The 19,524-nt window shown below is 61.2% G+C and carries 20 protein-coding genes; 15 read left to right on the top strand and 5 right to left on the bottom strand.

Annotated elements, in window-relative coordinates; genetic code table 11:
* Positions 1-81 precede the first annotated feature (81 nt).
* From G9X68_RS12350 to purB, 5 genes are all read left to right on the top strand, one after another.
* A complete protein-coding gene (locus G9X68_RS12350) occupies positions 82-1,164 on the top strand; it encodes an ABC transporter substrate-binding protein (RefSeq protein WP_171602588.1) in 1,083 nt (360 codons plus the stop codon).
* Positions 1,165-1,231: 67 nt separating this feature from the next.
* Positions 1,232-1,909: a ribulose-phosphate 3-epimerase gene (rpe, locus tag G9X68_RS12355; protein WP_064247082.1), complete on the top strand. Its 678-nt coding sequence runs from the start codon at positions 1,232-1,234 to the stop codon at positions 1,907-1,909.
* A complete protein-coding gene (locus tag G9X68_RS12360) occupies positions 1,906-2,631 on the top strand; it encodes a DUF2259 domain-containing protein (RefSeq protein ID WP_171602589.1) in 726 nt (241 codons plus the stop codon). Before rpe ends, G9X68_RS12360 begins: the two co-directional genes overlap by 4 nt.
* Before the next feature lie 32 nt (positions 2,632-2,663).
* Entirely contained in the window at positions 2,664-3,149 is a 486-nt protein-coding gene (locus G9X68_RS12365) for a hypothetical protein (RefSeq protein WP_171602590.1), read from the top strand.
* 118 nt (positions 3,150-3,267) lie between these two features.
* Complete coding sequence (gene purB, locus G9X68_RS12370; RefSeq protein ID WP_171602591.1) at positions 3,268-4,575, top strand: adenylosuccinate lyase; 1,308 nt, start codon at positions 3,268-3,270, stop codon at positions 4,573-4,575.
* Between the two features lie 78 nt (positions 4,576-4,653).
* Here purB and G9X68_RS12375 read toward each other — a convergent pair whose 3' ends face one another.
* The 3 genes from G9X68_RS12375 to G9X68_RS12385 all read right to left on the bottom strand — a co-directional run bounded on the left by G9X68_RS12375 (position 4,654) and on the right by G9X68_RS12385 (position 6,551).
* Entirely contained in the window at positions 4,654-5,046 is a 393-nt protein-coding gene (locus G9X68_RS12375) for a hypothetical protein (protein ID WP_171602592.1), read from the bottom strand.
* Between the two features lie 59 nt (positions 5,047-5,105).
* A complete protein-coding gene (locus G9X68_RS12380; RefSeq protein ID WP_171603062.1) occupies positions 5,106-5,585 on the bottom strand; it encodes a low affinity iron permease family protein in 480 nt (159 codons plus the stop codon).
* Between the two features lie 153 nt (positions 5,586-5,738).
* Positions 5,739-6,551, bottom strand: a complete 813-nt coding sequence (locus G9X68_RS12385) for a DUF2189 domain-containing protein (RefSeq protein WP_171602593.1) — start codon at positions 6,549-6,551, stop codon at positions 5,739-5,741.
* 175 nt (positions 6,552-6,726) lie between these two features.
* Here G9X68_RS12385 and G9X68_RS12390 point away from each other — a divergent pair, with 175 nt between their 5' ends.
* From G9X68_RS12390 to G9X68_RS12420, 7 genes are all read left to right on the top strand, one after another.
* Complete coding sequence (locus G9X68_RS12390; protein ID WP_168311247.1) at positions 6,727-7,281, top strand: RBBP9/YdeN family alpha/beta hydrolase; 555 nt, start codon at positions 6,727-6,729, stop codon at positions 7,279-7,281.
* A gap of 96 nt (positions 7,282-7,377) precedes the next feature.
* A complete protein-coding gene (locus G9X68_RS12395; RefSeq protein ID WP_171602594.1) occupies positions 7,378-9,699 on the top strand; it encodes a bifunctional diguanylate cyclase/phosphodiesterase in 2,322 nt (773 codons plus the stop codon).
* Positions 9,700-9,970: 271 nt separating this feature from the next.
* The gene (gene purC / locus G9X68_RS12400) at positions 9,971-10,735 is read left to right on the top strand and encodes a phosphoribosylaminoimidazolesuccinocarboxamide synthase (RefSeq protein WP_018242191.1); all 765 of its coding nucleotides are present in this window, start codon (positions 9,971-9,973) and stop codon (positions 10,733-10,735) included.
* Between the two features lie 15 nt (positions 10,736-10,750).
* Entirely contained in the window at positions 10,751-10,993 is a 243-nt protein-coding gene (gene purS, locus G9X68_RS12405; protein ID WP_018072257.1) for a phosphoribosylformylglycinamidine synthase subunit PurS, read from the top strand.
* A gap of 44 nt (positions 10,994-11,037) precedes the next feature.
* Positions 11,038-11,592: an RNA 2'-phosphotransferase gene (locus tag G9X68_RS12410; protein ID WP_171602595.1), complete on the top strand. Its 555-nt coding sequence runs from the start codon at positions 11,038-11,040 to the stop codon at positions 11,590-11,592.
* Positions 11,589-12,260, top strand: a complete 672-nt coding sequence (purQ, locus tag G9X68_RS12415; RefSeq protein ID WP_171602596.1) for a phosphoribosylformylglycinamidine synthase subunit PurQ — start codon at positions 11,589-11,591, stop codon at positions 12,258-12,260. The genes G9X68_RS12410 and purQ overlap by 4 nt, the downstream gene beginning before the upstream one ends.
* A 44-nt stretch (positions 12,261-12,304) precedes the next feature.
* On the top strand, positions 12,305-12,700 hold the full coding sequence (locus G9X68_RS12420; RefSeq protein WP_171602597.1) for a hypothetical protein: 396 nt from the start codon (positions 12,305-12,307) through the stop codon (positions 12,698-12,700).
* A gap of 44 nt (positions 12,701-12,744) precedes the next feature.
* On the opposite strand, the gene G9X68_RS12425 is transcribed toward G9X68_RS12420, so the two are convergent.
* Complete coding sequence (locus tag G9X68_RS12425; RefSeq protein ID WP_171603063.1) at positions 12,745-13,002, bottom strand: DUF1127 domain-containing protein; 258 nt, start codon at positions 13,000-13,002, stop codon at positions 12,745-12,747.
* 81 nt (positions 13,003-13,083) lie between these two features.
* Here G9X68_RS12425 and G9X68_RS12430 point away from each other — a divergent pair, with 81 nt between their 5' ends.
* Together G9X68_RS12430 and G9X68_RS12435 are read left to right on the top strand one after the other, a co-directional pair.
* Complete coding sequence (locus G9X68_RS12430) at positions 13,084-14,502, top strand: aminotransferase-like domain-containing protein (protein WP_171602598.1); 1,419 nt, start codon at positions 13,084-13,086, stop codon at positions 14,500-14,502.
* A 122-nt stretch (positions 14,503-14,624) separates the two neighbouring features.
* On the top strand, positions 14,625-15,194 hold the full coding sequence (locus G9X68_RS12435) for an acyloxyacyl hydrolase (RefSeq protein ID WP_171602599.1): 570 nt from the start codon (positions 14,625-14,627) through the stop codon (positions 15,192-15,194).
* A gap of 91 nt (positions 15,195-15,285) precedes the next feature.
* On the opposite strand, the gene lhpI is transcribed toward G9X68_RS12435, so the two are convergent.
* Complete coding sequence (gene lhpI, locus G9X68_RS12440; protein ID WP_171602600.1) at positions 15,286-17,028, bottom strand: cis-3-hydroxy-L-proline dehydratase; 1,743 nt, start codon at positions 17,026-17,028, stop codon at positions 15,286-15,288.
* Positions 17,029-17,290: 262 nt separating this feature from the next.
* Here lhpI and purL point away from each other — a divergent pair, with 262 nt between their 5' ends.
* A complete protein-coding gene (purL, locus tag G9X68_RS12445; RefSeq protein WP_171602601.1) occupies positions 17,291-19,522 on the top strand; it encodes a phosphoribosylformylglycinamidine synthase subunit PurL in 2,232 nt (743 codons plus the stop codon).
* Positions 19,523-19,524 lie beyond the last annotated feature (2 nt).

The raw sequence follows: 19,524 nt of genomic DNA on the forward strand, positions 1-19,524 counted from the left end.
TGTGTTGCGCTTGTTTTTCTTTGACGATCGCGGCCTTGCGGATAAAAGGGCAAGGACGATGGCTAGGGATCTCCGCCTTTCATGATCAACCTGCGTGGCATAGCAGCTTTTCTGGCGCTGCTGGGAGCGGCGGCTGAAAGCCATGCGGCCGGCGTGACGATCGGTGTCGTCGCCCCTCAAAACGGCCCCCTCTCTCTGCTCGGCGCCCAGATTGCCGCCGGCGCCGGTTTCGAGATCCAACAGTCCGGAAATACCCTCGTCGCCATCAACGAGACCTGCGAGGACAATAGTGGTGCCGCGGTCGCCGATGCGCTTGTCAATGCCAAGGTGCAGGTCGCGGTCGGCTTTCTCTGCAGCGAGACGCTGGAAGGCGCGCTGCCGAAACTGAAGGACGCCAATATTCCGGCGATCACCGTCTCCGTGCGCTCCCGCATCCTGATGGAGGATGCGCTGAAGAACGGCTGGCCGCTCTTCCGGGCGGCGCCCGCCGACGGCGCCGAGGCGGCAAGGGTCATCGAGGTGATCCTGAAAGACTGGGCCGCCGATCCGATCGCCCTGATCGAGGACGGCACCATTCATGGCCGCGAACTGACGGAAGCGGTGCGCAACGCGCTGGAGCAGAACGGCCTGAAGCCGGTCTTTACCGATACCTATCGGCCGGGACAGGAGCAGCAGATCGCCCTCGTTCGCCGCCTGAAACGAGCCGGCGCCACCAGGGTCTTCATCGGCGGCGACCGCAACGATATCGCCGTCATCGCCCGCGACGCCAAGGCCGAGAACATCCAGCTGTCCATCCTCGGCGGCGATGCCATGCGCGCCGCCAATCAGCCGCTGCCGCTCGCAGATGGCGTGCGCGCCGTCGCCCTGCCCGAATACGCCCTTCTGCCGGAAGGCACAGTTGCAGCCGATGCGCTACGCGCCAAAGGCATCGAGCCGGAAGGTTATGTCCTGCCGTCGCTGGCCGCCGCCCTCATTGCCGGCCAGGCGGGAGAAGCCGCCGCCGCAGCGGGCAAACCTCTGCAAGAGACGCTTGTCGGCACGACATTCCAGACGCCGATCGGCGCCGTCGGCTTCACCGGCGCGCATGAACTTTCGCAAAACCCCTACCGCCTGCTCGAATGGCGGGGCAACGGCTTTTTTCCACCTGCCGCGCCGACGCAATGAGCGGCGGCGCGCCAGCCTTGAATTCAGGCCCCGCGCTCAAATGGCGGCCCATACGGAGTAAGATTTGATGACGCTGCCCATTCGCATTGCCCCCTCGATCCTCGCAGCGGATTTCGCTAGGCTCGGCGAGGAGGTGCGCGACGTGACGGCCGCCGGCGCCGACTGGATTCATCTCGACGTGATGGACGGGCATTTCGTGCCGAACATCTCCTTCGGCCCCGATGTCATCAAGTCGCTCCGCTCCTATACATCAGCCACCTTCGACTGCCACCTGATGATCTCCCCGGTCGACGACTATCTCGAAGCCTTCGCCAAGGCCGGCTGCGATCGGATCACCGTCCATGCCGAAGCCGGACCGCATCTGCACCGCTCGCTGCAGACCGTCCGCAATCTCGGCAAGAAGGTCGGGGTGACGATCAATCCGGCGACACCGCTCAGCGCCATCGAGAACGTGCTCGACGATGTCGATCTCATCCTGATCATGTCGGTCAATCCCGGTTTCGGCGGACAGAAATTCATTCCGGCGATGGCGAAGAAGATCGCGGCGGCAAAGTCACTGATCGGTGATCGGCCGATCGAGCTCGAGGTCGATGGCGGCGTCACCGTGGAAACGGCGCCTGATATCGCGCGGGCGGGCGGCAACGTCCTCGTCGCCGGCTCGGCAATTTTCAAGGGCGATACGGTCGAGGATTACCGCCGGACTGTCGCCGATCTGCGTCAGGCAGCTGAAGGGGCACGAGCATGAAGAAACGTCTGATCATTGGTGGCATGCTTGCTGCCGCATTTGCCGGCCTGCCCGGCCTGTCACTTGCCGGCGACATCGCCAATATCCAGCCAATCGGTTTTTCCGCCGACGGCAAGGTCTTCGGATTTCAGGAGTTCGGCATCGAGGAGAGCGGCAACCTTCCCTACTCCAACACTTATTTCATCGATACCGAAAACGGCCACTATCTCGAGGGCACGCCCTTCCATACCGAACTGACCGACAAGGACGCCAATCTCTCCAAGGCGCGGCGGCAGAACCTGACGGCGGCGCGCAGCCAGATGGACAAATACGATCTCCTGACCAATCCCGGCCTGATCGCCGCCTTCAATCCGCCGACCGAACTCGGCTCCCCTTCGAAGACGATCCGCTACACGACGCTTGCAACCGACGGCCCGCCGAAATCGCCTTATACGCTCTCGCTCGGTGAGATGCCGGTGCCGACGCCAAAGGACTGCACGGCGGTCGACAAGCGCGTTATCGGTTTCAGCCTGCAGATGATTGAGAAGGAAGGCGCTCCGAACCGGCAGGCGGCGCGCCAGGCCACCGCAGTTCCGGCCGAGCGTGTATGTTCGGTCGAATACCGGATCGGCGGCGCCGTGGTCTATCAGCCGGAAGGCGGAAACCAGGTTCACATCGCCCTCGTCCTCGCCTTCGATGCCGACAGGAACGGACGCTGGATCGCCGTTCCGGTTCATCCCTGAGCATGGATAGCCCGAGGACGGATCGCCCCAGGATGGATCGTCTAAGAGCTGCACGACCGCCCTACCCCGATCTGATCGCCGGCGCGTTGCTTTGGGGCATGCAGATGCTTGCCGCCGCCATGCTCGGCCTTTACTTGCGCAATGGCCTGCAGACGAGCCGCCTCGCCGAGATCGCCGCACTCTATTTCGCCGGCGGCCTGTTCGCCTGGCCGTTCGCCCTGCCGGTCGCCCGCTTCCTCGCCTTTGACAGGCCGCCGGAAGCGCGTTTTGCCGCTTTTTTCGTGACGCTGACGGCGGCCACGATCCTGATGACCGCTTTCCTCTTCGCCATGGAATACCGGATGTTCTATTCGCGCTGGCACGCCCCCTTCGGCAGTATCGTCTGGGCTTTCCAGTTCGTCTTCACCAGTATCAGCGCCGTCTACCAGTTCCTGGTGATTGGCCTGCGCCTCTTCCTGCCGCTTGGCCTCGTCTGTCTTGTCGCAAGCAGCTATCATCTTGCCAAACGCATGCGTTGAGATTGCCGCCCGTCTTTGCTACAGGGGCCTAAAGCAATTTCAGCAAAAGTGCCCAGCGGTTTTGCGTCCGAAATTGCGTCTTAGATGCTCAAACCTCTTGAAATGAAGGCAGCCGCCCATGATCCCGCGTTATTCCCGGCCCGAAATGGTCGCCATCTGGTCTCCCGAAACCAAGTTCCGCATCTGGTTCGAGATCGAGGCTCATGCCTGCGACGCGCTGGCCGAACTCGGCGTCATCCCGAAATCGGCGGCAAAGACGATCTGGGAGAAAGGCGGCGCCGCCACCTTCGACGTCGACCGTATCGATGAGATCGAGGCCGTCACCAAACATGACGTCATCGCCTTCCTCACCCATCTCGCTGAGATCGTCGGCCCGGATGCGCGCTTCGTCCACCAGGGCATGACCTCGTCCGACGTGCTCGACACCTGCTTCAACGTGCAATTGGTCCGCGCCACCGACATCCTCATCGCCGATCTCGACCGCCTGCTCGAGGCACTGAAAACCCGCGCCTTCGAACATAAGGACACCGTCACCATCGGCCGGTCGCACGGCATCCATGCCGAGCCGACCACCTTCGGCGTCAAGCTGGCGCTCGCCTATGCCGAATTCGAGCGCTGCCGCCAGCGCCTCGTCGCCGCCCGCGAGGAAGTCGCGACCTGCGCCATATCGGGCGCCGTCGGCACCTTCGCCAATATCGATCCGCGCGTCGAGGAACACGTCGCTAGAGCCCTTGGCCTGAAGGCCGAGCCGGTCTCGACGCAGGTGATCCCGCGTGACCGCCACGCCATGTATTTCGCCACGCTTGGCGTCGTCGCCTCGTCGATCGAGCGGCTGGCGACCGAGATCCGCCACCTGCAGCGCACCGAAGTGCTGGAAGCCGAGGAATATTTCTCGCCCGGCCAGAAGGGCTCTTCGGCCATGCCGCACAAGCGCAACCCGGTGCTGACCGAAAACCTGACCGGCCTTGCCCGCATGGTCCGCTCCTACGCCATGCCGGCCATGGAAAACGTCGCCCTCTGGCACGAGCGCGATATCTCCCATTCCTCGGTCGAACGCATGATCGGCCCCGATGCCACCGTGACGCTCGATTTCGCCCTCTCGCGTCTCGCTGGCGTCATCGAAAAGCTGCTCGTCTATCCCGAGAACATGGAAAAGAACCTCAACAAGTTCCGCGGCCTCGTCCACTCCCAGCGCGTCCTGCTGGCACTGACCCAGGCCGGAACCTCCCGCGAGGACGCCTACCGCCTGGTGCAGCGTAACGCGATGAAGGTCTGGGAACAGGGCAAGGATTTTCTGGAAGAGCTGCTTGCCGATGCCGAGGTTCGCGCCGCGCTGTCGGAGGAGGATATTCGGGAGAAGTTTGATCTCGGGTACCACACCAAACATGTCGATACGATCTTCCGCCGCGTCTTCGGCAACGCCTGAGCGATCTGCAATCAACGATATAGCGGCGCCCTTGCAGGCGCCGTTTTTCTGCCGGCAACCCTCTCCATCAAGAATCTGTCAGACGGCTTTCCTCAGTCGCAGCCTGATCATAACTGGAAAGTAGAGGCATGCGACTAAGACAGAAGGCAGAGAAATGAGTAGGAGAAAAGCTAACAAGGTCAGCCTCTGAATACTTTCGCCTAACAAAAAGAAAACCGCCACAATCAGCAACAAAATTACTATAAAAACAATAGATGACCAAAGAAATGGGCGTGAATTTATTTCGCAGTATTTAACACGATAAAAAATAAACAATACAAAGACGACTGGTAGCGAAACAATAAACTTTGGGATAAACGCGATAAAGGCGATATCATCGAAGAAAAATGGCAAATGACCTAATGTCATTCCTATGAAATAAGCCTGAAAGAACAGCTCGACCTGCGGCTGTCTAAGAAAGGAGTCGTTCATTTTCCCCTACGGAGTTGGATTTAATGAACTCAATATAATTGCCGATTCTATTTCATAGTCTAGCTTTTCTCAAGCGGCCGTTGTTTTTGCTTCGGCGCTTTGGCAGCCATAGAGCGTTTGCGTGCCTCCGCCTTCTTCGACGGAGCAGCATTCACTGCCTCCGATGTCCTGCAAGCCTCCGTCTCGCCCCTGCCCTTTGCGGCCTTGGCGACCAGCTCGTCGAGACGTTTCAGCTCTTCCTCGTCGAGATTCTCGATACCGATGAAACGGTTTTCGGCATGGCTGGTCAGGATGATTTCGTTGAGCTTGGCCTGGATCGCCCTGGTGTCGCGTGTCTGGGCGTTCTGCAGCACGAAGACCATCAGGAAGGTGACGATCGTCGTGCCGGTATTGATGACCAGCTGCCAGGTTTCCGAATAATCGAAGAAGGGGCCGAGTGCCGCCCAGATGACGACGGCGATCAGTGCCAGGATGAAGATGACGGGTTTGCCCGCCCATTCCGATACCTTTGTTGCGAAGCGGGCGAACAGATGCTTCATCGTCACCTCTGGAATCCTCCCTCGAAGTCTCCGGAGCATGATGTCGACGACATCATGCTCTCGGCTGAACAAACTCCGAGCCAGGATCGAGGTTCCCCAGGGATCTCAGATTCCCCTAGGGATCTCCGTGATTCCCCGCAGGCGAAGCCGTGGTTATGCTGTGACTTCCCCTTCCCGCCCAATCAGTTTGCGATAGAGATGCCAGGTCGCATGGCCGAGGATCGGGATGACGAGCGCAAGTCCGGCAAAGACCGGGATCGTGCCGATGACGAGCAGTGCGGCGACGATCAGGCCCCAGAGCAGCACCGGCACCGGATTGAGAACCGTGGCGCGGATCGACGCCGTGACGGCAGCGACTGCCCCGACATCGCGGTCGAGCAGCAGCGGAAAAGTGATGACGGTCATCGCCAGCACGACGAGCGCAAAGACGAAGCCGATGAGATTGCCCCAGATGATCAACTGCATGCCCTCTGACGTGCCGAAGACCTGGCGGAAGAAATCCGCCATGCTGCGCGGGAACACTTCGCCGAGCAGATTGCTGTAGAGCGTCTGCGCCGTCACCAGCCAGACGACGAAAAGGCCGCAGAGCATCAGTCCGACCGCCACGATCGACGGCAGCGCCGGCGAATGGCGCACCTCAAGCGCATGCGTCCAGGACGCGTCGAGGCCGGCCTCGCGCCGGCGGCTGATCTCGTAGAGGCCTATCGCCGCGATCGGGCCGATCAGCACGAAACCTGCCATCAGCGGGAAGACCATCGGCAAAAGATTGGCGCCCGAGGTCCACAGGGTCAGGAAGACGCCGGCGATCGGGTACATCAGGCACAGGAACACATAGTGGGACGGTTTCTCCATGAAATCGTCGTATCCGCGCTTCAGCGCGTCGAAGACGTCGGCGATACCGATGCGATTGACCACGGGCCGCGCGAAGCTTTCGCCAGCACCCGTCATGACATGAAATGTCGCCATGGCTTTCTCCTCCTCAGCCGAGACCTGGTCGGCGGCGGTAAGCATCGGCGGGCAAGCCGACACGAAATCCGCAACCGGCACTGGCGCAATATAACAAATCTCAGCGCCCGTGTCGCTCTCTTGCTTGACATCCCCTCTTGACATCTTGGACCAGCTTTCTCACATCGGCGGCACTATGAAAGCCTCAGACGCAGATATCCTCATCATCCCCGGCTACACCAACTCCGGCCCGAGCCATTGGCAGAGCCGCTGGGAGGCAAAACTCAGCACGGCGCGGCGCGTCGAGCAGGCCGAATGGACAAAGCCGGTCCGCGAGGATTGGATCGCCCGCATCGCCGAGGAGGTGAACGCCTCGACCCGTCCGGTCGTCCTCGTCGCCCATTCGCTGGGCGTGCCCTCGGTGATCCATGCCATCCCGCATTTCCGCAACCGCGTGGCGGGCGCTTTCCTGGTCGCTCCGCCCGATGTCGCCAATCCCGACATCCGCCCGAAGCACCTGATGACTTTCGGCCCCTATCCGCGCGATCCGCTGCCCTTCCCGTCGATCACGGTGGCCAGCCGCAACGATCCTTTCGGCAGCTACGACCATGCCGACGATATTGCCAGCAGCTGGGGCTCCTTCCTCGTCGATGCCGGCGAGTCCGGTCATATCAATGCCGATTCCGGTCACGGCCCCTGGCCCGAAGGTACCATGGTCTTTGCCCAGTTCCTCGGCCGGCTCTCCCCCTGATCGAGGAAAAGCCGCCATCTCGCTTGTTGAGCAGCTGCTTTCTAAGTCTTTCTTAATGGAATGACAGCAGACTGAGCCGAGGTGAGATAAGCGAGAATGCCCGTGAAGAAAGCCCATACAGAGGCCGGTGATCCGCATGGCGATGCCGCAGCGGTTGAGGCAGGCATCGGCAATGGGGCGACCGACGATTCCGAACTGGCCGAGCGGGAGAGCCGCTGGAATTATGCGCTCGTCGGCTCTGGCCTCGGCGTATGGGATCACAACTACCGTCTCGACCGGAAATATTACTCGCCAACGTGGAAAACCATCCGCGGCATGGCGCCCGACGAGGAAGCCGACGGCGATTACGAAGCCTGGCTGCAGCTCGTTCATCCCGACGATCGCGATTTTGTCGTCCATGCAATCGACCGGCAGAATGCCGGCGATCCAAATTACCAGATCTTCGAATATCGCGAGCGTCACAAGGACGGCCACTGGGTCTGGATCGAGTGTCGCGGCGCCTGCGTCGAATGGGACGAGAACGGCGTGCCGACGCGCATCATCGGCACGGATACGGATATCACCGCCCGCAAGGAAGCCGAGGAAACACTATCGCGTTTGTCGCGCCGGCTTGATCTGGCGCTGGAGGTTTCCCGCATCGGCGTCTTCGAGGCCGATATCGAGCGTGATAGCGTCGAATGGGACGACCGCCTCATCGCCATTTACGGGCTCCAAGGCGCCTCGCGCCTGATCGGCGGCGACGCCTGGGCGGAAAGCCTGCATCCCGACGACCGCGAGCGCGTGCTTGGCTTGTCCGACCGCAGCGTCGAAAGCGGAAGCGATTTCCAGCAGGAATACCGCATCATCCGCGGCGACGGCGCCGAACGCGTCATCCGCGCCCGCTCGGCCTTCTTCATCGACGGCAACGGCCACCGCAAGCTGATTGGCGCCAACTGGGACGTCACCGAGGAAGTCGCGCTCCGCAACGAACTGCAGCGCGCCAAGGATCTGGCCGAGGCGCGCAACCGCGAGCTCGAAGCCGCCAAGGAGAGCATCGAGCACCTGGCGCTGCACGATTATCTCACCGGCCTGCCGAACCGCCGCTATCTCGACAAGATGCTGGGGGAGCGCTCGGGCGAATGCCGGGCAAAGGGCCTGGCACTGGCGATCCTGCATATCGATCTCGACCGCTTCAAGCAGATCAACGACACACTCGGTCACCGGGCCGGTGACGCCATGCTGCAGCACGCCGCAAGCGTGCTGAGAAATTCCGTCCGCGCCGCCGATTTCGTCGCCCGCATCGGCGGCGATGAATTCGTCATCCTCTGCGCCGTCGATCCAGCGTCGAAGAAGATCGCCGGCCTTGCCGAACGTGTTATCCGCGAATTGCGCAAACCCGTCAGATATGAGGGGCACGATTGCCGTTTCGGCGCCAGCATTGGAATCGCCATCGATAGCGGACCGACGCTCGACGCCAAGCAAATGCTGCTCGACGCCGATATCGCGCTTTATCGGGCCAAGGGCCTGGGCCGCAATCGCTTCGAATTCTTCTCGGCCGCTGCCCGCCGCGACATCATCTCCGCCAAGCACCTTGCCGACGAGATCCTGATCGGCCTCGAGCGCAATGAATTCGTGCCTTTCTATCAGCTGCAGTTCGATGCCCGCACGCTCGATGTCGTAGGCATTGAAACGCTTGCCCGCTGGCAGCACCCGGTGCACGGGCTGCTGACGCCCGACCGCTTCCTCGACATCGCCGAAGACCTCGACGTCGTCTCGACCATTGACGCCTTGATCCTGGAGCGAGCGCTGGCCGACCGCCGCGTCTGGATCAAGGACGGGCTGCCGATCCCGAAGATATCGGTCAATGTCTCCGCCAGGCGGCTCGCCGACCCCGATCTCGGCAAGAAGCTTCGGGCCCTGAAGATCGAGCCCGGCACCATCTCCTTCGAGTTGCTGGAATCGATCTCGCTCGACGATTGCGACGAGGCGGTGGCCGCCAACCTGAAAAAGCTGCGCAAGCTCGGCATCGACATCCAGATCGACGATTTCGGCACCGGCCATGCCTCGATCGTCAGCCTGCTGCGATTGAGCCCGAAAACGCTGAAGATCGACCGCGAACTGATCCGCATGCTGCCGCAATCGTCCGAGCAGCGCAAACTGGTCGGCTCGATCATCGATATCGGCCGCTCGCTGAACATTCTCGTCATCGCCGAGGGCGTCGAGACGGCGGATCATATCCGCATTCTCGAAGAACTCGACTGTGACACGCTGCAGGGCTACGCGCTCGCCCGGCCGATGCCGGCCATGCAGATCCCCTCCTTCATCCGCGCCGGAAGCTGGCGCCACGGGCAAATCGCTGCTCGCGCCTTGCAGACGCAGCTCCGTCGCGCCTTGCAGACGCAGCTCCGTCGCGCCCTGCGAAGCAGAGCCGCCAAATAAAAACCTGCAAAAGCGCCCCGCCATTTTGCCTTCATTCCACCGTAGAGGAAAAGACGCTAAACTCGTCTTGCGAATTCATTCGATTCTCTTGGCGGTATTCCGTAAAATTGGAAACCAGGGCCGGGAAAACCCGAAACCGGGTCAAGAGAATCCGAAACCCGGGAAGGAGCGACAGGCGGATTGTGAAACCCTCTCTTTTCCTTTAAGGGGACGCCACGAGATCGATCCACTCGCGCTATCCCAAGAGCGCCAACAACAGAGAATGACCACGATGAACCGTCGCCGCCGTATCTACGAGGGCAAGGCAAAGATTCTGTATGAAGGCCCGGAACCGGGCACTTTGATTCAGTTCTTCAAGGACGATGCCACTGCCTTCAACAAGAAAAAACACGAAGTCATCGATGGCAAGGGCGTCCTCAACAACCGCATTTCCGAGTATATCTTCAGCCATCTGAACAAGATCGGCATTCCCACTCATTTCATCCGCCGGCTCAACATGCGCGAGCAGTTGATCAAGGAAGTGGAGATGATCCCGCTGGAGATCGTCGTGCGCAATGTCGCGGCCGGTTCTCTCGCCAAGCGCCTCGGCATCGACGAAGGCGTCGTGCTGCCGCGCTCGATCATCGAGTTCTATTACAAGTCCGACGCGCTCGACGATCCGATGGTCTCCGAGGAGCACATCACCGCCTTCGGCTGGGCAAACCCCGCCGAACTCGATGACATCATGGCGCTTGCCATCCGCGTCAACGACTTCATGACCGGCCTCTTCCTCGGCGTCGGCATCCAGCTCGTCGATTTCAAGATCGAATGCGGCCGTCTCTTCGAAGGCGATATGATGCGCATCATCCTCGCCGACGAAATCTCGCCGGACAGCTGCCGGCTCTGGGATATCGAAACCCACGAGAAGATGGACAAGGACCGCTTCCGCCGCGACCTCGGCGGGTTGCTCGAAGCCTATTCCGAAGTGGCGCGCCGTCTCGGCATCATCAATGAAAACGAGCCTGTGCGCGGCACCGGCCCGGTTCTCGTCAAGTAAGGCAGGAAAGACAAAGTGATCAAGGCTCGTGTCACCGTCACGCTGAAAAATGGCGTTCTCGATCCGCAGGGCAAGGCTATCGAGGGTGCGCTTGGCGCCCTCGGCTTCTCAGGCGTCGGCCATATCCGCCAGGGCAAGGTCTTCGACCTGGAGCTGGAAGGCGCCGACAAGGGCAAGGCCGAGGCCGACCTCAAAGCCATGTGCGAAAAACTGCTCGCCAACACGGTGATCGAGAATTACGCAATCGCGATCGACTGATGATCACAGACCCGTCGTCTGGCGGACTTTGAGGATTTGGCGTCATGATGAAAGCAAAGCTGGAGACGGAAGTCTCGAAATATATGAGCTATGTTTTGCGTCATGCGCCGGAATCTGCGGGCTTGACGCTTGATAGCGAGGGTTGGGTGTCGTTCGACGAGCTCGAAAAAGCGTTGACGTCGAAATATGACGTTTCCCGCGCCGAGATCATCGAGATTGTCGAAAACAATCCGAAGAAGCGCTTCACGCTCGCCGATAACAGAATTCGCGCAAACCAAGGTCATAGCGTCGAGGTCGATCTTGCATTGAACCAAGTTGAACCGCCGGCTGCTCTTTTTCACGGCACGTCTCTGACGAACTGGCAGTCGATCGAGCGCGAAGGCTTGAAGAAGATGCAACGGCATCACGTTCATCTGTCTGCAGATGTCGAAACGGCGAAAATCGTCGCAATGCGCCGCAAGGGTGAACATCTCATCCTGCGTGTGGACGCGGCCCGCATGTTTTCAGAGGGTCATTCTTTCTTTGTCTCCGACAATGGAGTATGGCTCGCCGAAAGCGTTCCAGTTCAATATCTTTCGCGAAACGCAGGGACCCCATGAAATCAGCCGTCGTTCAACTTCCGGGCCTCAACCGCGACCGCGACATGATCGCCGCCTTGACCAAGATCTCCGGCCAGCCACCGGTGACGATCTGGCAGACGGAAACCGAGATCCCTGATGTCGACCTGATCGTCATCCCCGGCGGCTTTTCTTATGGCGATTATCTGCGCTGCGGCGCGATTGCAGCCCGCATGCCGGTCATGCAGGCGATCATCGACAAGGCTGCAAAGGGCGTGAAGGTGCTCGGCGTCTGCAACGGCTTCCAGATCCTCGTCGAGGCCTGCCTGCTGCCCGGCGCGCTGATGCGCAATTCCTCCCTGAAATTCGTCTGCCGCGAGATCAAGCTCGAAGTCGTCAATGCCGAGACGGATTTCACCCGCGCCTATGCGCAGGGCCAGGTCATCCGCTGCCCGGTTGCCCATCATGACGGCAATTATTTCGCTGACGATGCGACGCTGGCTGCGATCGAAGGCAATGGCCAGGTGGTGTTCCGTTATGCCGAAGGCACCAACCCGAATGGCTCGATCAATGATATCGCCGCCGTCATGAACGAAAAAGGCAACGTGCTCGGCATGATGCCGCATCCCGAGAACCTGATCGAGGCCGCCCATGGCGGTTCGGACGGCCGCGGCCTCTTCGCCTCGGCGCTCGACGTCATCGCCGCCTGAACCTCGGCACACGAAAATCCTTCTGTTCGGATCTGGAGCAATCGATGCGCCCTCGCCTCTCTGTCGCACACGCCGCCCTGCTGACCGCTATCGCAGCCATGGTGGCAGCTTGCCAGACGCCGGCGCCGACAGGCCCGAACCGCGCCGCACTGCCGACGATGGAACGCGTGGCGCTTGGCGCCAATGCCTGCTGGTTCAAATCGGGCGATCCGGCCTTTGCAGCCTATAAGCTCGCGCCGGAGCTCAATTCCTTCTCCGGCCGTCCGCGCATCCTGCTCGTCCATAAGGGCAGCCCGGAAAGCCGGCCGCTGCTCGTGGTGCAGGCCGAGGGAAGCCCGTCGCGCCTGCAGGCCTTCGGTCCGATGATGCAGGAACCGGTCGCCGGTCGCATCACCGCCGACGTCAATCGCTGGTCTGGCGGCAACAAGGCCTGCAGCTGATCGCCCCGATCAGGACCGAAATACGATCACTCCCGAAAGCACTGTCAGTCGAAGAAAAACGACTTGCCGACTTCGCGCGCCGCATCGGATTGCGACACACCGATATCCTTCAGTTCGGTCGCCGTCAGGCCTCTCAACACGCGCCGGCCTTCCCGCTTTTGATGCCAGAGAAGAATGGCCGCCCAGATTCGCTCCAAACGCGTCGTCGCCTCGGCGGGTGCGTCGGGGAGGATGATCTGCCTTCTATCTTCCAAGGAGACAATCGGTACAATCGGCATATTTATCTCGGGTAACGCAGACATTCCAGGAATCCTCTCGGCTTGCCATTGGAATTGACTCATACGCTTGACGGGTACAATGTGACAATATATACAATTGTCACCATGACAAATTGGCTTCCCGATATATCCCGCGGTTCCGGGCCGGTCTATCTCCGGCTTGCCGACAGCATCGAATCCGCCATAGCAAGCGGCGCCCTGCCCGCCGGCAGCAAATTGCCGCCGCAGCGCAACCTCGCCTATGATATCGGCGTGACGATCGGCACGATCGGCCGCGCCTATGCGCTGGTGCATGAGCGCGGCCTGGTCGCCGGCGAAGTGGGGCGCGGCACTTATGTGCTGAACCGTTCCGAGACGCCGCCCGGGGAACAGATTGATCCGCTGACCGTCTCGCTCGGCGGCACCCGCGTCCAGGATGCGCCGGCGAACAAGATCCGTTTCGACACGACAGCCGCGCCCGATCTCGGCCAAGGTAAGGTTATAGCGGGTATCCTCGCCGAGATCGGTGAGCAGCATCTTTCCGAAATCTCCTCCTATTCCCGGAGTTTCCCGCAGAACTGGTTCGAGGCCGGCCGCCTGTGGCTTGCCCGCAGCGGCTGGACGCCGGAGGTTGAAAACATCGTGCCGACGCTCGGCGCCCATGCGGCGGCGATCGCCGTTATCGCCGCCGTCTCGGCGCCGGGTGACAAGATCGTCTTCGAGGATCTCACCTACACCCAGGTCAGCCGCAGCGCCCGCCTGCTCGGCCGCCGCACACTGACGGTCGATTCCGACAAGCTTGGCATGATCCCCGAGGATTTCGAGCGGCTCTGCCAGCAGCAGCATCCGAAGATCGCCTTCCTGATGCCGACCGTCCACAATCCGACGCTGGCGATCATGCCCTATGAGCGGCGCGCGGCCATCGCTGCAATCGCCAGGAAACACAGCGTCTGGCTGATCGAGGACGACCTCTACGGCGGCATGGCCGACGACGATACGCCGCTGCTCGCCTCGATCGCGCCCGACCGCACCTTCCTCGTCAACGGCCTGTCGAAATCGGTCGCCGCCGGCGTGCGCGGCGGCTGGGTCGCCTGCCCGCCGCATTTTGCCCAGCGCATCAGGGTGACACACAAGATGATCACCGGCGGCCTGCCCTTCATCCTGGCGGAGACCTGTGCGCGCCTCGTCGAAAGCGGCACAGCGCACGAGATCCGCAAAGCGAGCGTCAAAGAACTTTCCAGGCGCGTCCAGCTCGCCCGCGAGCAGTTGCAGAGTTTCGATTTCGAATCGCATCTCCACGCGCCCTTCCTCTGGCTGAAACTGCCGGAGCCCTGGATGTCCGGCACCTTCAAGAACGCCGCCTACCGCGACGGCGTGCTCGTCGACGATGAGGACGAGTTCAAGGCGGCCCGTGGCGAGAAAGCCTATCACCGCGTTCGCATCGGCTTGTCCTCGCCGAAGACGGGGCAGGAACTGACCTCGGGACTGATGATCCTGCGCCGGCTGCTGGAAAATGGCGGATCCGCCTATGACGGCGAAATATGACGTGTTGCAAATGCACGTCATAAATCGGAAAAAACGCCGCAGCCTCTTCGGAGCGCTTTAGCGACTCAACCTCCGTGTTACCTCTTTGTTGTTCCCGTCTGATGCAAATCAAAGGACAGCAAATGAGGGTCGACTTCGGAAGGATCGGGTTGCGTTTTTTGAGTATGGCAGCGGCAGCCACCGTCTCGGTTGCGGGCTCTGCAACTGCCGCCGAGCAGATATTTGATGAATTACGCTTCGGCGCCTCGGCCTCGGTGCAGTCGGGCCATTCCAGGGAAGACGGCGTCTTTCCGGAGATTACCGCTCTCTTCGATCCTTTCGGCTACGACACGGCAGTCGGCTGGCAGCAACAGCTGCTGCACCCACGTGTCCATCTCGGTACCTCGATCGGCACGTCGGGCGAAGCCACCCAGTTCTTCACCGGTTTCACCTGGACGGTCGATTTCAACGAGAAGCTCTTTGCCGAAGCCGGCTTCGGCGGCGTCATCCATACAGGCGATCTCGAAGGCGATGATGACGGTCCGGAACTCGGCTGTCGTGTTCTCTTCCACGAATATGTGGGCGCCGGCTACCGTTTCAACGCCCACTGGAATGTCATGGCCCAGCTTGCCCATTCCTCGCACGCCAATCTTTGCGACGGGCCGAACGACGGCATGACGCGCGCCGGCCTGCAGATCGGCTACAAGTTCTGAGAGTCCGTTCGACAATTTCAGCGGGTTGGCCGACGGATGATTGAACTGCTCATTACGGCCGTCTGATCGACCATCGGCAGGCGGGAACCGTTCAGTCCCATGTGGGACGAACAGGCTTCAACTCGCCCTGACAAGCCGCCGCGACGCAGTCCGCCAGGCTGCCAAACCGAAGCGCCTTACCCGTCAATCCAGGACCGTAGTGAGCGAACTTCGCGGAATTGGTGATAATTGTATTGACCGATTTTGGGATGACAGGCTCCGCAAGTGTGCACCAGCACGCATCGGTTACGAATTCTACGCCGAAGTCCGACAATTTGCCGACAAGATGCGCAGCGGAAGCCCTTTCGAACGTCGCACGGTTGCAGGTAACCAGAACCTTAACGTCAGGATGTTTCGCCAGGCCTTCGCAGAGCGCGGCCAGCCGCTCGCATTCGTCGAAAGAGAAATGGGGATTGCCCAGCGCAACGAACTCGATGCCATCCACAGACCCGCCGTTGAGTTTCCTCCAGTCGGCAACGACGTCCTCGGGACAGACTTCATAGCTCGCCTTGATCTTACTTCCGACAACGCTCTCAAGGCTGTCGGCCTCCGGCGTGACACCGACGATATGGAACATGGGAGAGCCTGATGTCGTCGCGAAACCCGCCCCGAACGCCTTTAGGTCGTCCAGATTCGGCTTCCACGTCTCTAGGCCGATCACGACCGGAATTTCATCTCCGACAAGCTTGCCGATGTGGTAGCCGAGAATGGGGTAGACCATGTCATCCCGCGACACGAAGCCCGACACCTTGACCACGAGGCTCCCGCGCCTGTTGTCGGCGATATGCGGCCCGGTCAGCGGCGCGCGCCCCGTGAGAGCGATGCACAGATCCAGGTAGTCAGGATACTTGGCAGTGCGAGCACCCAAAACGCTGTTCGCGAATACGACGGCGTTCGACTCCGCCCAAGCCACCTGCTCACCCTGCCTGGGTGCGGACGACAGCTGATAGGGTGCGCAGGTGAACGTCTTTCGTGCTCCCATGGAGGCGTAAGCCTCACCCAATTCGGATGCGGGTCCGGCGACGCCGGGAGACACGCCCTGCTCCCGCCAACGCATCTGGTCCACCGATATCGAGTTCAGGGTCGTTGGAACGACAACCCTACCCTCCCAGTCCCGCATGCGTTTCGCGAATTCCAGGCTGGTCGGCCCGGTGTAGATGCAGCCATCGATATGGACCTGGGAGATATCGATAAGTTCCGTCGCTCCCTGAATTTCAGCCATGCGCGTCGTGGCCCTCATTGCCACCTGCACGGCCTTGCCCATTTCCCCGTTCAAAGCCGACCGATCCCTCGATGTCAGCACTATTGAATTTCCATAGGTGCGATCGGCGGCATCGAAACCGGGGGCGGTTTCGATCCGGCCCGCGATGACCTTGTCGCCGATGAGGGTGACTTCAGGGATAGAGTGCAGCTCGGCGAAGTCGTCTTCGGAGAGCTGGACAACGGGGATCGATCGGCCGAACACTTCGTCCGCGACGATCACTCCGAGCGACAGTATTTCCTCCTGGCGCGAGACCACGATGCCGGCGGGAGCGTGCCCGTTCATGATCAGCTCCATGAGCACGCTGCTGCCCGTACACGAACCGCGTCCGCCGGGGATGGCGAGAATCTTTCCTGTCAGGACCTGTGTCGACAGGGGATGGTGGCGGTCGATGACTTCTCCGGTCCGGGAGTCGACGCCGCCCCAGAAGCTGAGCGCCGTGTCGCTGAATACGATCGACCCTGTAGCGAAGCCAGCCACAAGCGCGCGCCCGGCAAATACCTTTTCGTCTGCCTGTTGTTGTATGTCCGGCATTGTATCTCGATACCATCAACCAAGAAGAAAAGTTTCCTATAGGAAACATCAGCGGCACACAAAAGCTGGGCCGGAGCCTTGCCCATTGCTATCGATCGAGAATCAAAAGCAAGTTGTCAAACAGACTCTGAGAAGCGGCCGCCCGTATGGGGCCGAAGAAGTCGCCCGCCCGCTGTTGACGGCGGGCATTTTCCTGTCGCGCGCCGTCCCTACATAGGTTAAAGAGCGGAAAACGCGCAACGGCAGGGACTTCCGAGAGCTCATGACCATTCCAAACACCATCCCGATCACGCCGGAACTCATCGCGAGCCATGGCCTGAAGCCCGACGAGTACCAGCGTATTCTGGATCTGATCGGTCGCGAACCGACGTTTACCGAGCTCGGCATCTTCTCTGCCATGTGGAACGAGCACTGCTCCTACAAATCCTCGAAGAAATGGTTGCGAACACTGCCGACCAAGGGGCCGCGCGTCATCCAAGGCCCGGGCGAAAATGCCGGCGTGGTCGATATCGATGACGGCGATTGCGTCGTCTTCAAGATGGAGAGCCACAACCACCCCTCCTATATCGAGCCTTATCAGGGCGCTGCGACCGGCGTCGGCGGCATCCTGCGCGACGTCTTCACCATGGGTGCGCGCCCGATCGCCGCGATGAACGCGCTGCGCTTCGGCGAACCGGATCACCCGAAGACCCGCCACCTCGTCTCCGGCGTCGTTTCCGGCGTCGGCGGCTACGGCAATTCCTTCGGCGTGCCGACGGTCGGCGGTGAGGTCGAGTTCGACGCCCGCTACAACGGCAATATCCTGGTCAACGCCTTTGCCGCCGGCATCGCCAAATCCAACGCCATCTTCCTGTCCGAAGCCAAGGGCGTCGGCCTTCCGGTCGTCTATCTCGGCGCCAAGACCGGCCGCGACGGCGTCGGCGGCGCGACGATGGCATCGGCCGAATTCGACGAATCGATCGAAGAGAAGCGGCCGACCGTTCAGGTCGGCGACCCCTTCACCGAAAAGTGCCTGCTGGAAGCCTGCCTAGAGCTGATGCAGACCGGCGCCGTCATCGCCATCCAGGATATGGGTGCGGCCGGCCTCACCTGCTCGGCTGTCGAAATGGGCGCTAAGGGTGATCTCGGCATCCTGCTCGAACTCGACAAGGTGCCGGTGCGCGAAGAGAGAATGACGGCCTACGAGATGATGCTGTCGGAAAGCCAGGAGCGCATGCTCATGGTGCTGCAGCCTGAAAAGGAAGAGGAAGCCAAGGCGATCTTCGTCAAGTGGGGCCTCGACTTTGCCATCGTCGGCTGGACGACCGACGATCTGCGCTTCCGCGTCATGCACCAGGGTGAGGAGGTCGCCAACCTGCCGATCAAGGATCTCGGCGACCAGGCGCCCGAATATGATCGCCCCTGGCGCGAATCCGGCAAGCACGCTCCCCTGCCCGCCAATCTCGTCGCCGCACCTCAGGATTACGACCAGGCGCTGCTGCAACTCGTCGGCTCCGCCAACCAGTCGAGCCGCCGTTGGGTCTATGAGCAATACGACACGCTGATCCAGGGCAATTCGCTGCAGCTTCCGGGCGGCGATGCCGGCGTCGTACGTGTCGACGGCCATCCCTCCAAGGCGCTCGCCTTCTCCTCCGACGTCACTCCGCGTTATGTCGAGGCCGATCCCTTCGAAGGCGGCAAGCAGGCGGTCGCCGAATGCTGGCGCAACATCACCGCGACAGGCGCCGAACCGCTCGCCGCCACCGACAACCTGAACTTCGGCAATCCCGAAAAGCCCGAGATCATGGGCCAGTTCGTTCAGGCGGTGAAGGGCATCGGCGAGGCCTGCCGCGCGCTCGACTTCCCGATCGTCTCCGGCAACGTGTCGCTCTACAACGAGACCAACGGCGTCGCCATTCTGCCAACCCCCACGATCGCGGGCGTCGGCCTGCTGCCGGACTGGAGCAAGATGGCCCGCATCGGCAGCGCCAACGACGGCGATAAGGTCATCATGATCGGTGTCGACGGCAGCCATCTCGGCCAGTCCGTCTATCTCCGCGATGTGCTTTCCAGCCGCGAAGGTCCGGCGCCGGAGGTGGATCTGTTTGCCGAACGCCGTAACGGCGATTTCGTTCGCTCGGTGATCCGCAACGGCCAGGCGACCGCCTGCCACGACATTTCCTCGGGTGGTCTAGCGGTGGCGCTCGCCGAAATGGCGATGGCCTCGGGCAAAGGCCTGACGATCGATCTGAGTGAAGGCAAGGGTGAACCGCATGCGCTGCTCTTCGGTGAGGATCAGGCGCGCTACGTGCTAACGTTGCCTGCCGATGTCGCCGATTTCGTCTGCGTCAATGCAGAAGGTGGCGGCGTTCCCTTCCGCCGTCTCGGCACGGTCGGAGGATCGGCGCTCGTCGTCGGCGATCTGATCTCGCTGCCGATTCAGCAATTGCGCGATGCCCATGAATCGTGGTTCCCTGATTTCATGGAAGGCCGCGGCGAGCTTGCTGCGGAATGATG

The organism is Rhizobium changzhiense (assembly GCF_013087625.1).
GTDB classification, from domain to species: Bacteria; Pseudomonadota; Alphaproteobacteria; order Rhizobiales; family Rhizobiaceae; genus Rhizobium; species Rhizobium sophorae.

Excerpts from the sequence above, each read along its gene's own strand:
- G9X68_RS12430 (WP_171602598.1), top strand. The coding sequence starts at position 13,084 with ATGACAAATTGGCTTCCCGATATATCCCGCGGTTCCGGGCCGGTCTAT.
- G9X68_RS12395 (WP_171602594.1), top strand. The coding sequence starts at position 7,378 with ATGCCCGTGAAGAAAGCCCATACAGAGGCCGGTGATCCGCATGGCGAT.
- G9X68_RS12390 (WP_168311247.1), top strand. The coding sequence starts at position 6,727 with ATGAAAGCCTCAGACGCAGATATCCTCATCATCCCCGGCTACACCAAC.
- lhpI (WP_171602600.1), bottom strand. The coding sequence starts at position 17,028 with ATGCCGGACATACAACAACAGGCAGACGAAAAGGTATTTGCCGGGCGC.
- purB (WP_171602591.1), top strand. The coding sequence starts at position 3,268 with ATGATCCCGCGTTATTCCCGGCCCGAAATGGTCGCCATCTGGTCTCCC.
- G9X68_RS12410 (WP_171602595.1), top strand. The coding sequence starts at position 11,038 with ATGATGAAAGCAAAGCTGGAGACGGAAGTCTCGAAATATATGAGCTAT.
- G9X68_RS12375 (WP_171602592.1), bottom strand. The coding sequence starts at position 5,046 with ATGAACGACTCCTTTCTTAGACAGCCGCAGGTCGAGCTGTTCTTTCAG.
- G9X68_RS12385 (WP_171602593.1), bottom strand. The coding sequence starts at position 6,551 with ATGGCGACATTTCATGTCATGACGGGTGCTGGCGAAAGCTTCGCGCGG.
- G9X68_RS12365 (WP_171602590.1), top strand. The coding sequence starts at position 2,664 with ATGGATCGTCTAAGAGCTGCACGACCGCCCTACCCCGATCTGATCGCC.
- purC (WP_018242191.1), top strand. The coding sequence starts at position 9,971 with ATGAACCGTCGCCGCCGTATCTACGAGGGCAAGGCAAAGATTCTGTAT.
- rpe (WP_064247082.1), top strand. The coding sequence starts at position 1,232 with ATGACGCTGCCCATTCGCATTGCCCCCTCGATCCTCGCAGCGGATTTC.
- purL (WP_171602601.1), top strand. The coding sequence starts at position 17,291 with ATGACCATTCCAAACACCATCCCGATCACGCCGGAACTCATCGCGAGC.
- purQ (WP_171602596.1), top strand. The coding sequence starts at position 11,589 with ATGAAATCAGCCGTCGTTCAACTTCCGGGCCTCAACCGCGACCGCGAC.
- G9X68_RS12435 (WP_171602599.1), top strand. The coding sequence starts at position 14,625 with ATGAGGGTCGACTTCGGAAGGATCGGGTTGCGTTTTTTGAGTATGGCA.
- G9X68_RS12420 (WP_171602597.1), top strand. The coding sequence starts at position 12,305 with ATGCGCCCTCGCCTCTCTGTCGCACACGCCGCCCTGCTGACCGCTATC.
- G9X68_RS12360 (WP_171602589.1), top strand. The coding sequence starts at position 1,906 with ATGAAGAAACGTCTGATCATTGGTGGCATGCTTGCTGCCGCATTTGCC.
- G9X68_RS12380 (WP_171603062.1), bottom strand. The coding sequence starts at position 5,585 with ATGAAGCATCTGTTCGCCCGCTTCGCAACAAAGGTATCGGAATGGGCG.
- G9X68_RS12425 (WP_171603063.1), bottom strand. The coding sequence starts at position 13,002 with ATGTCTGCGTTACCCGAGATAAATATGCCGATTGTACCGATTGTCTCC.
- G9X68_RS12350 (WP_171602588.1), top strand. The coding sequence starts at position 82 with ATGATCAACCTGCGTGGCATAGCAGCTTTTCTGGCGCTGCTGGGAGCG.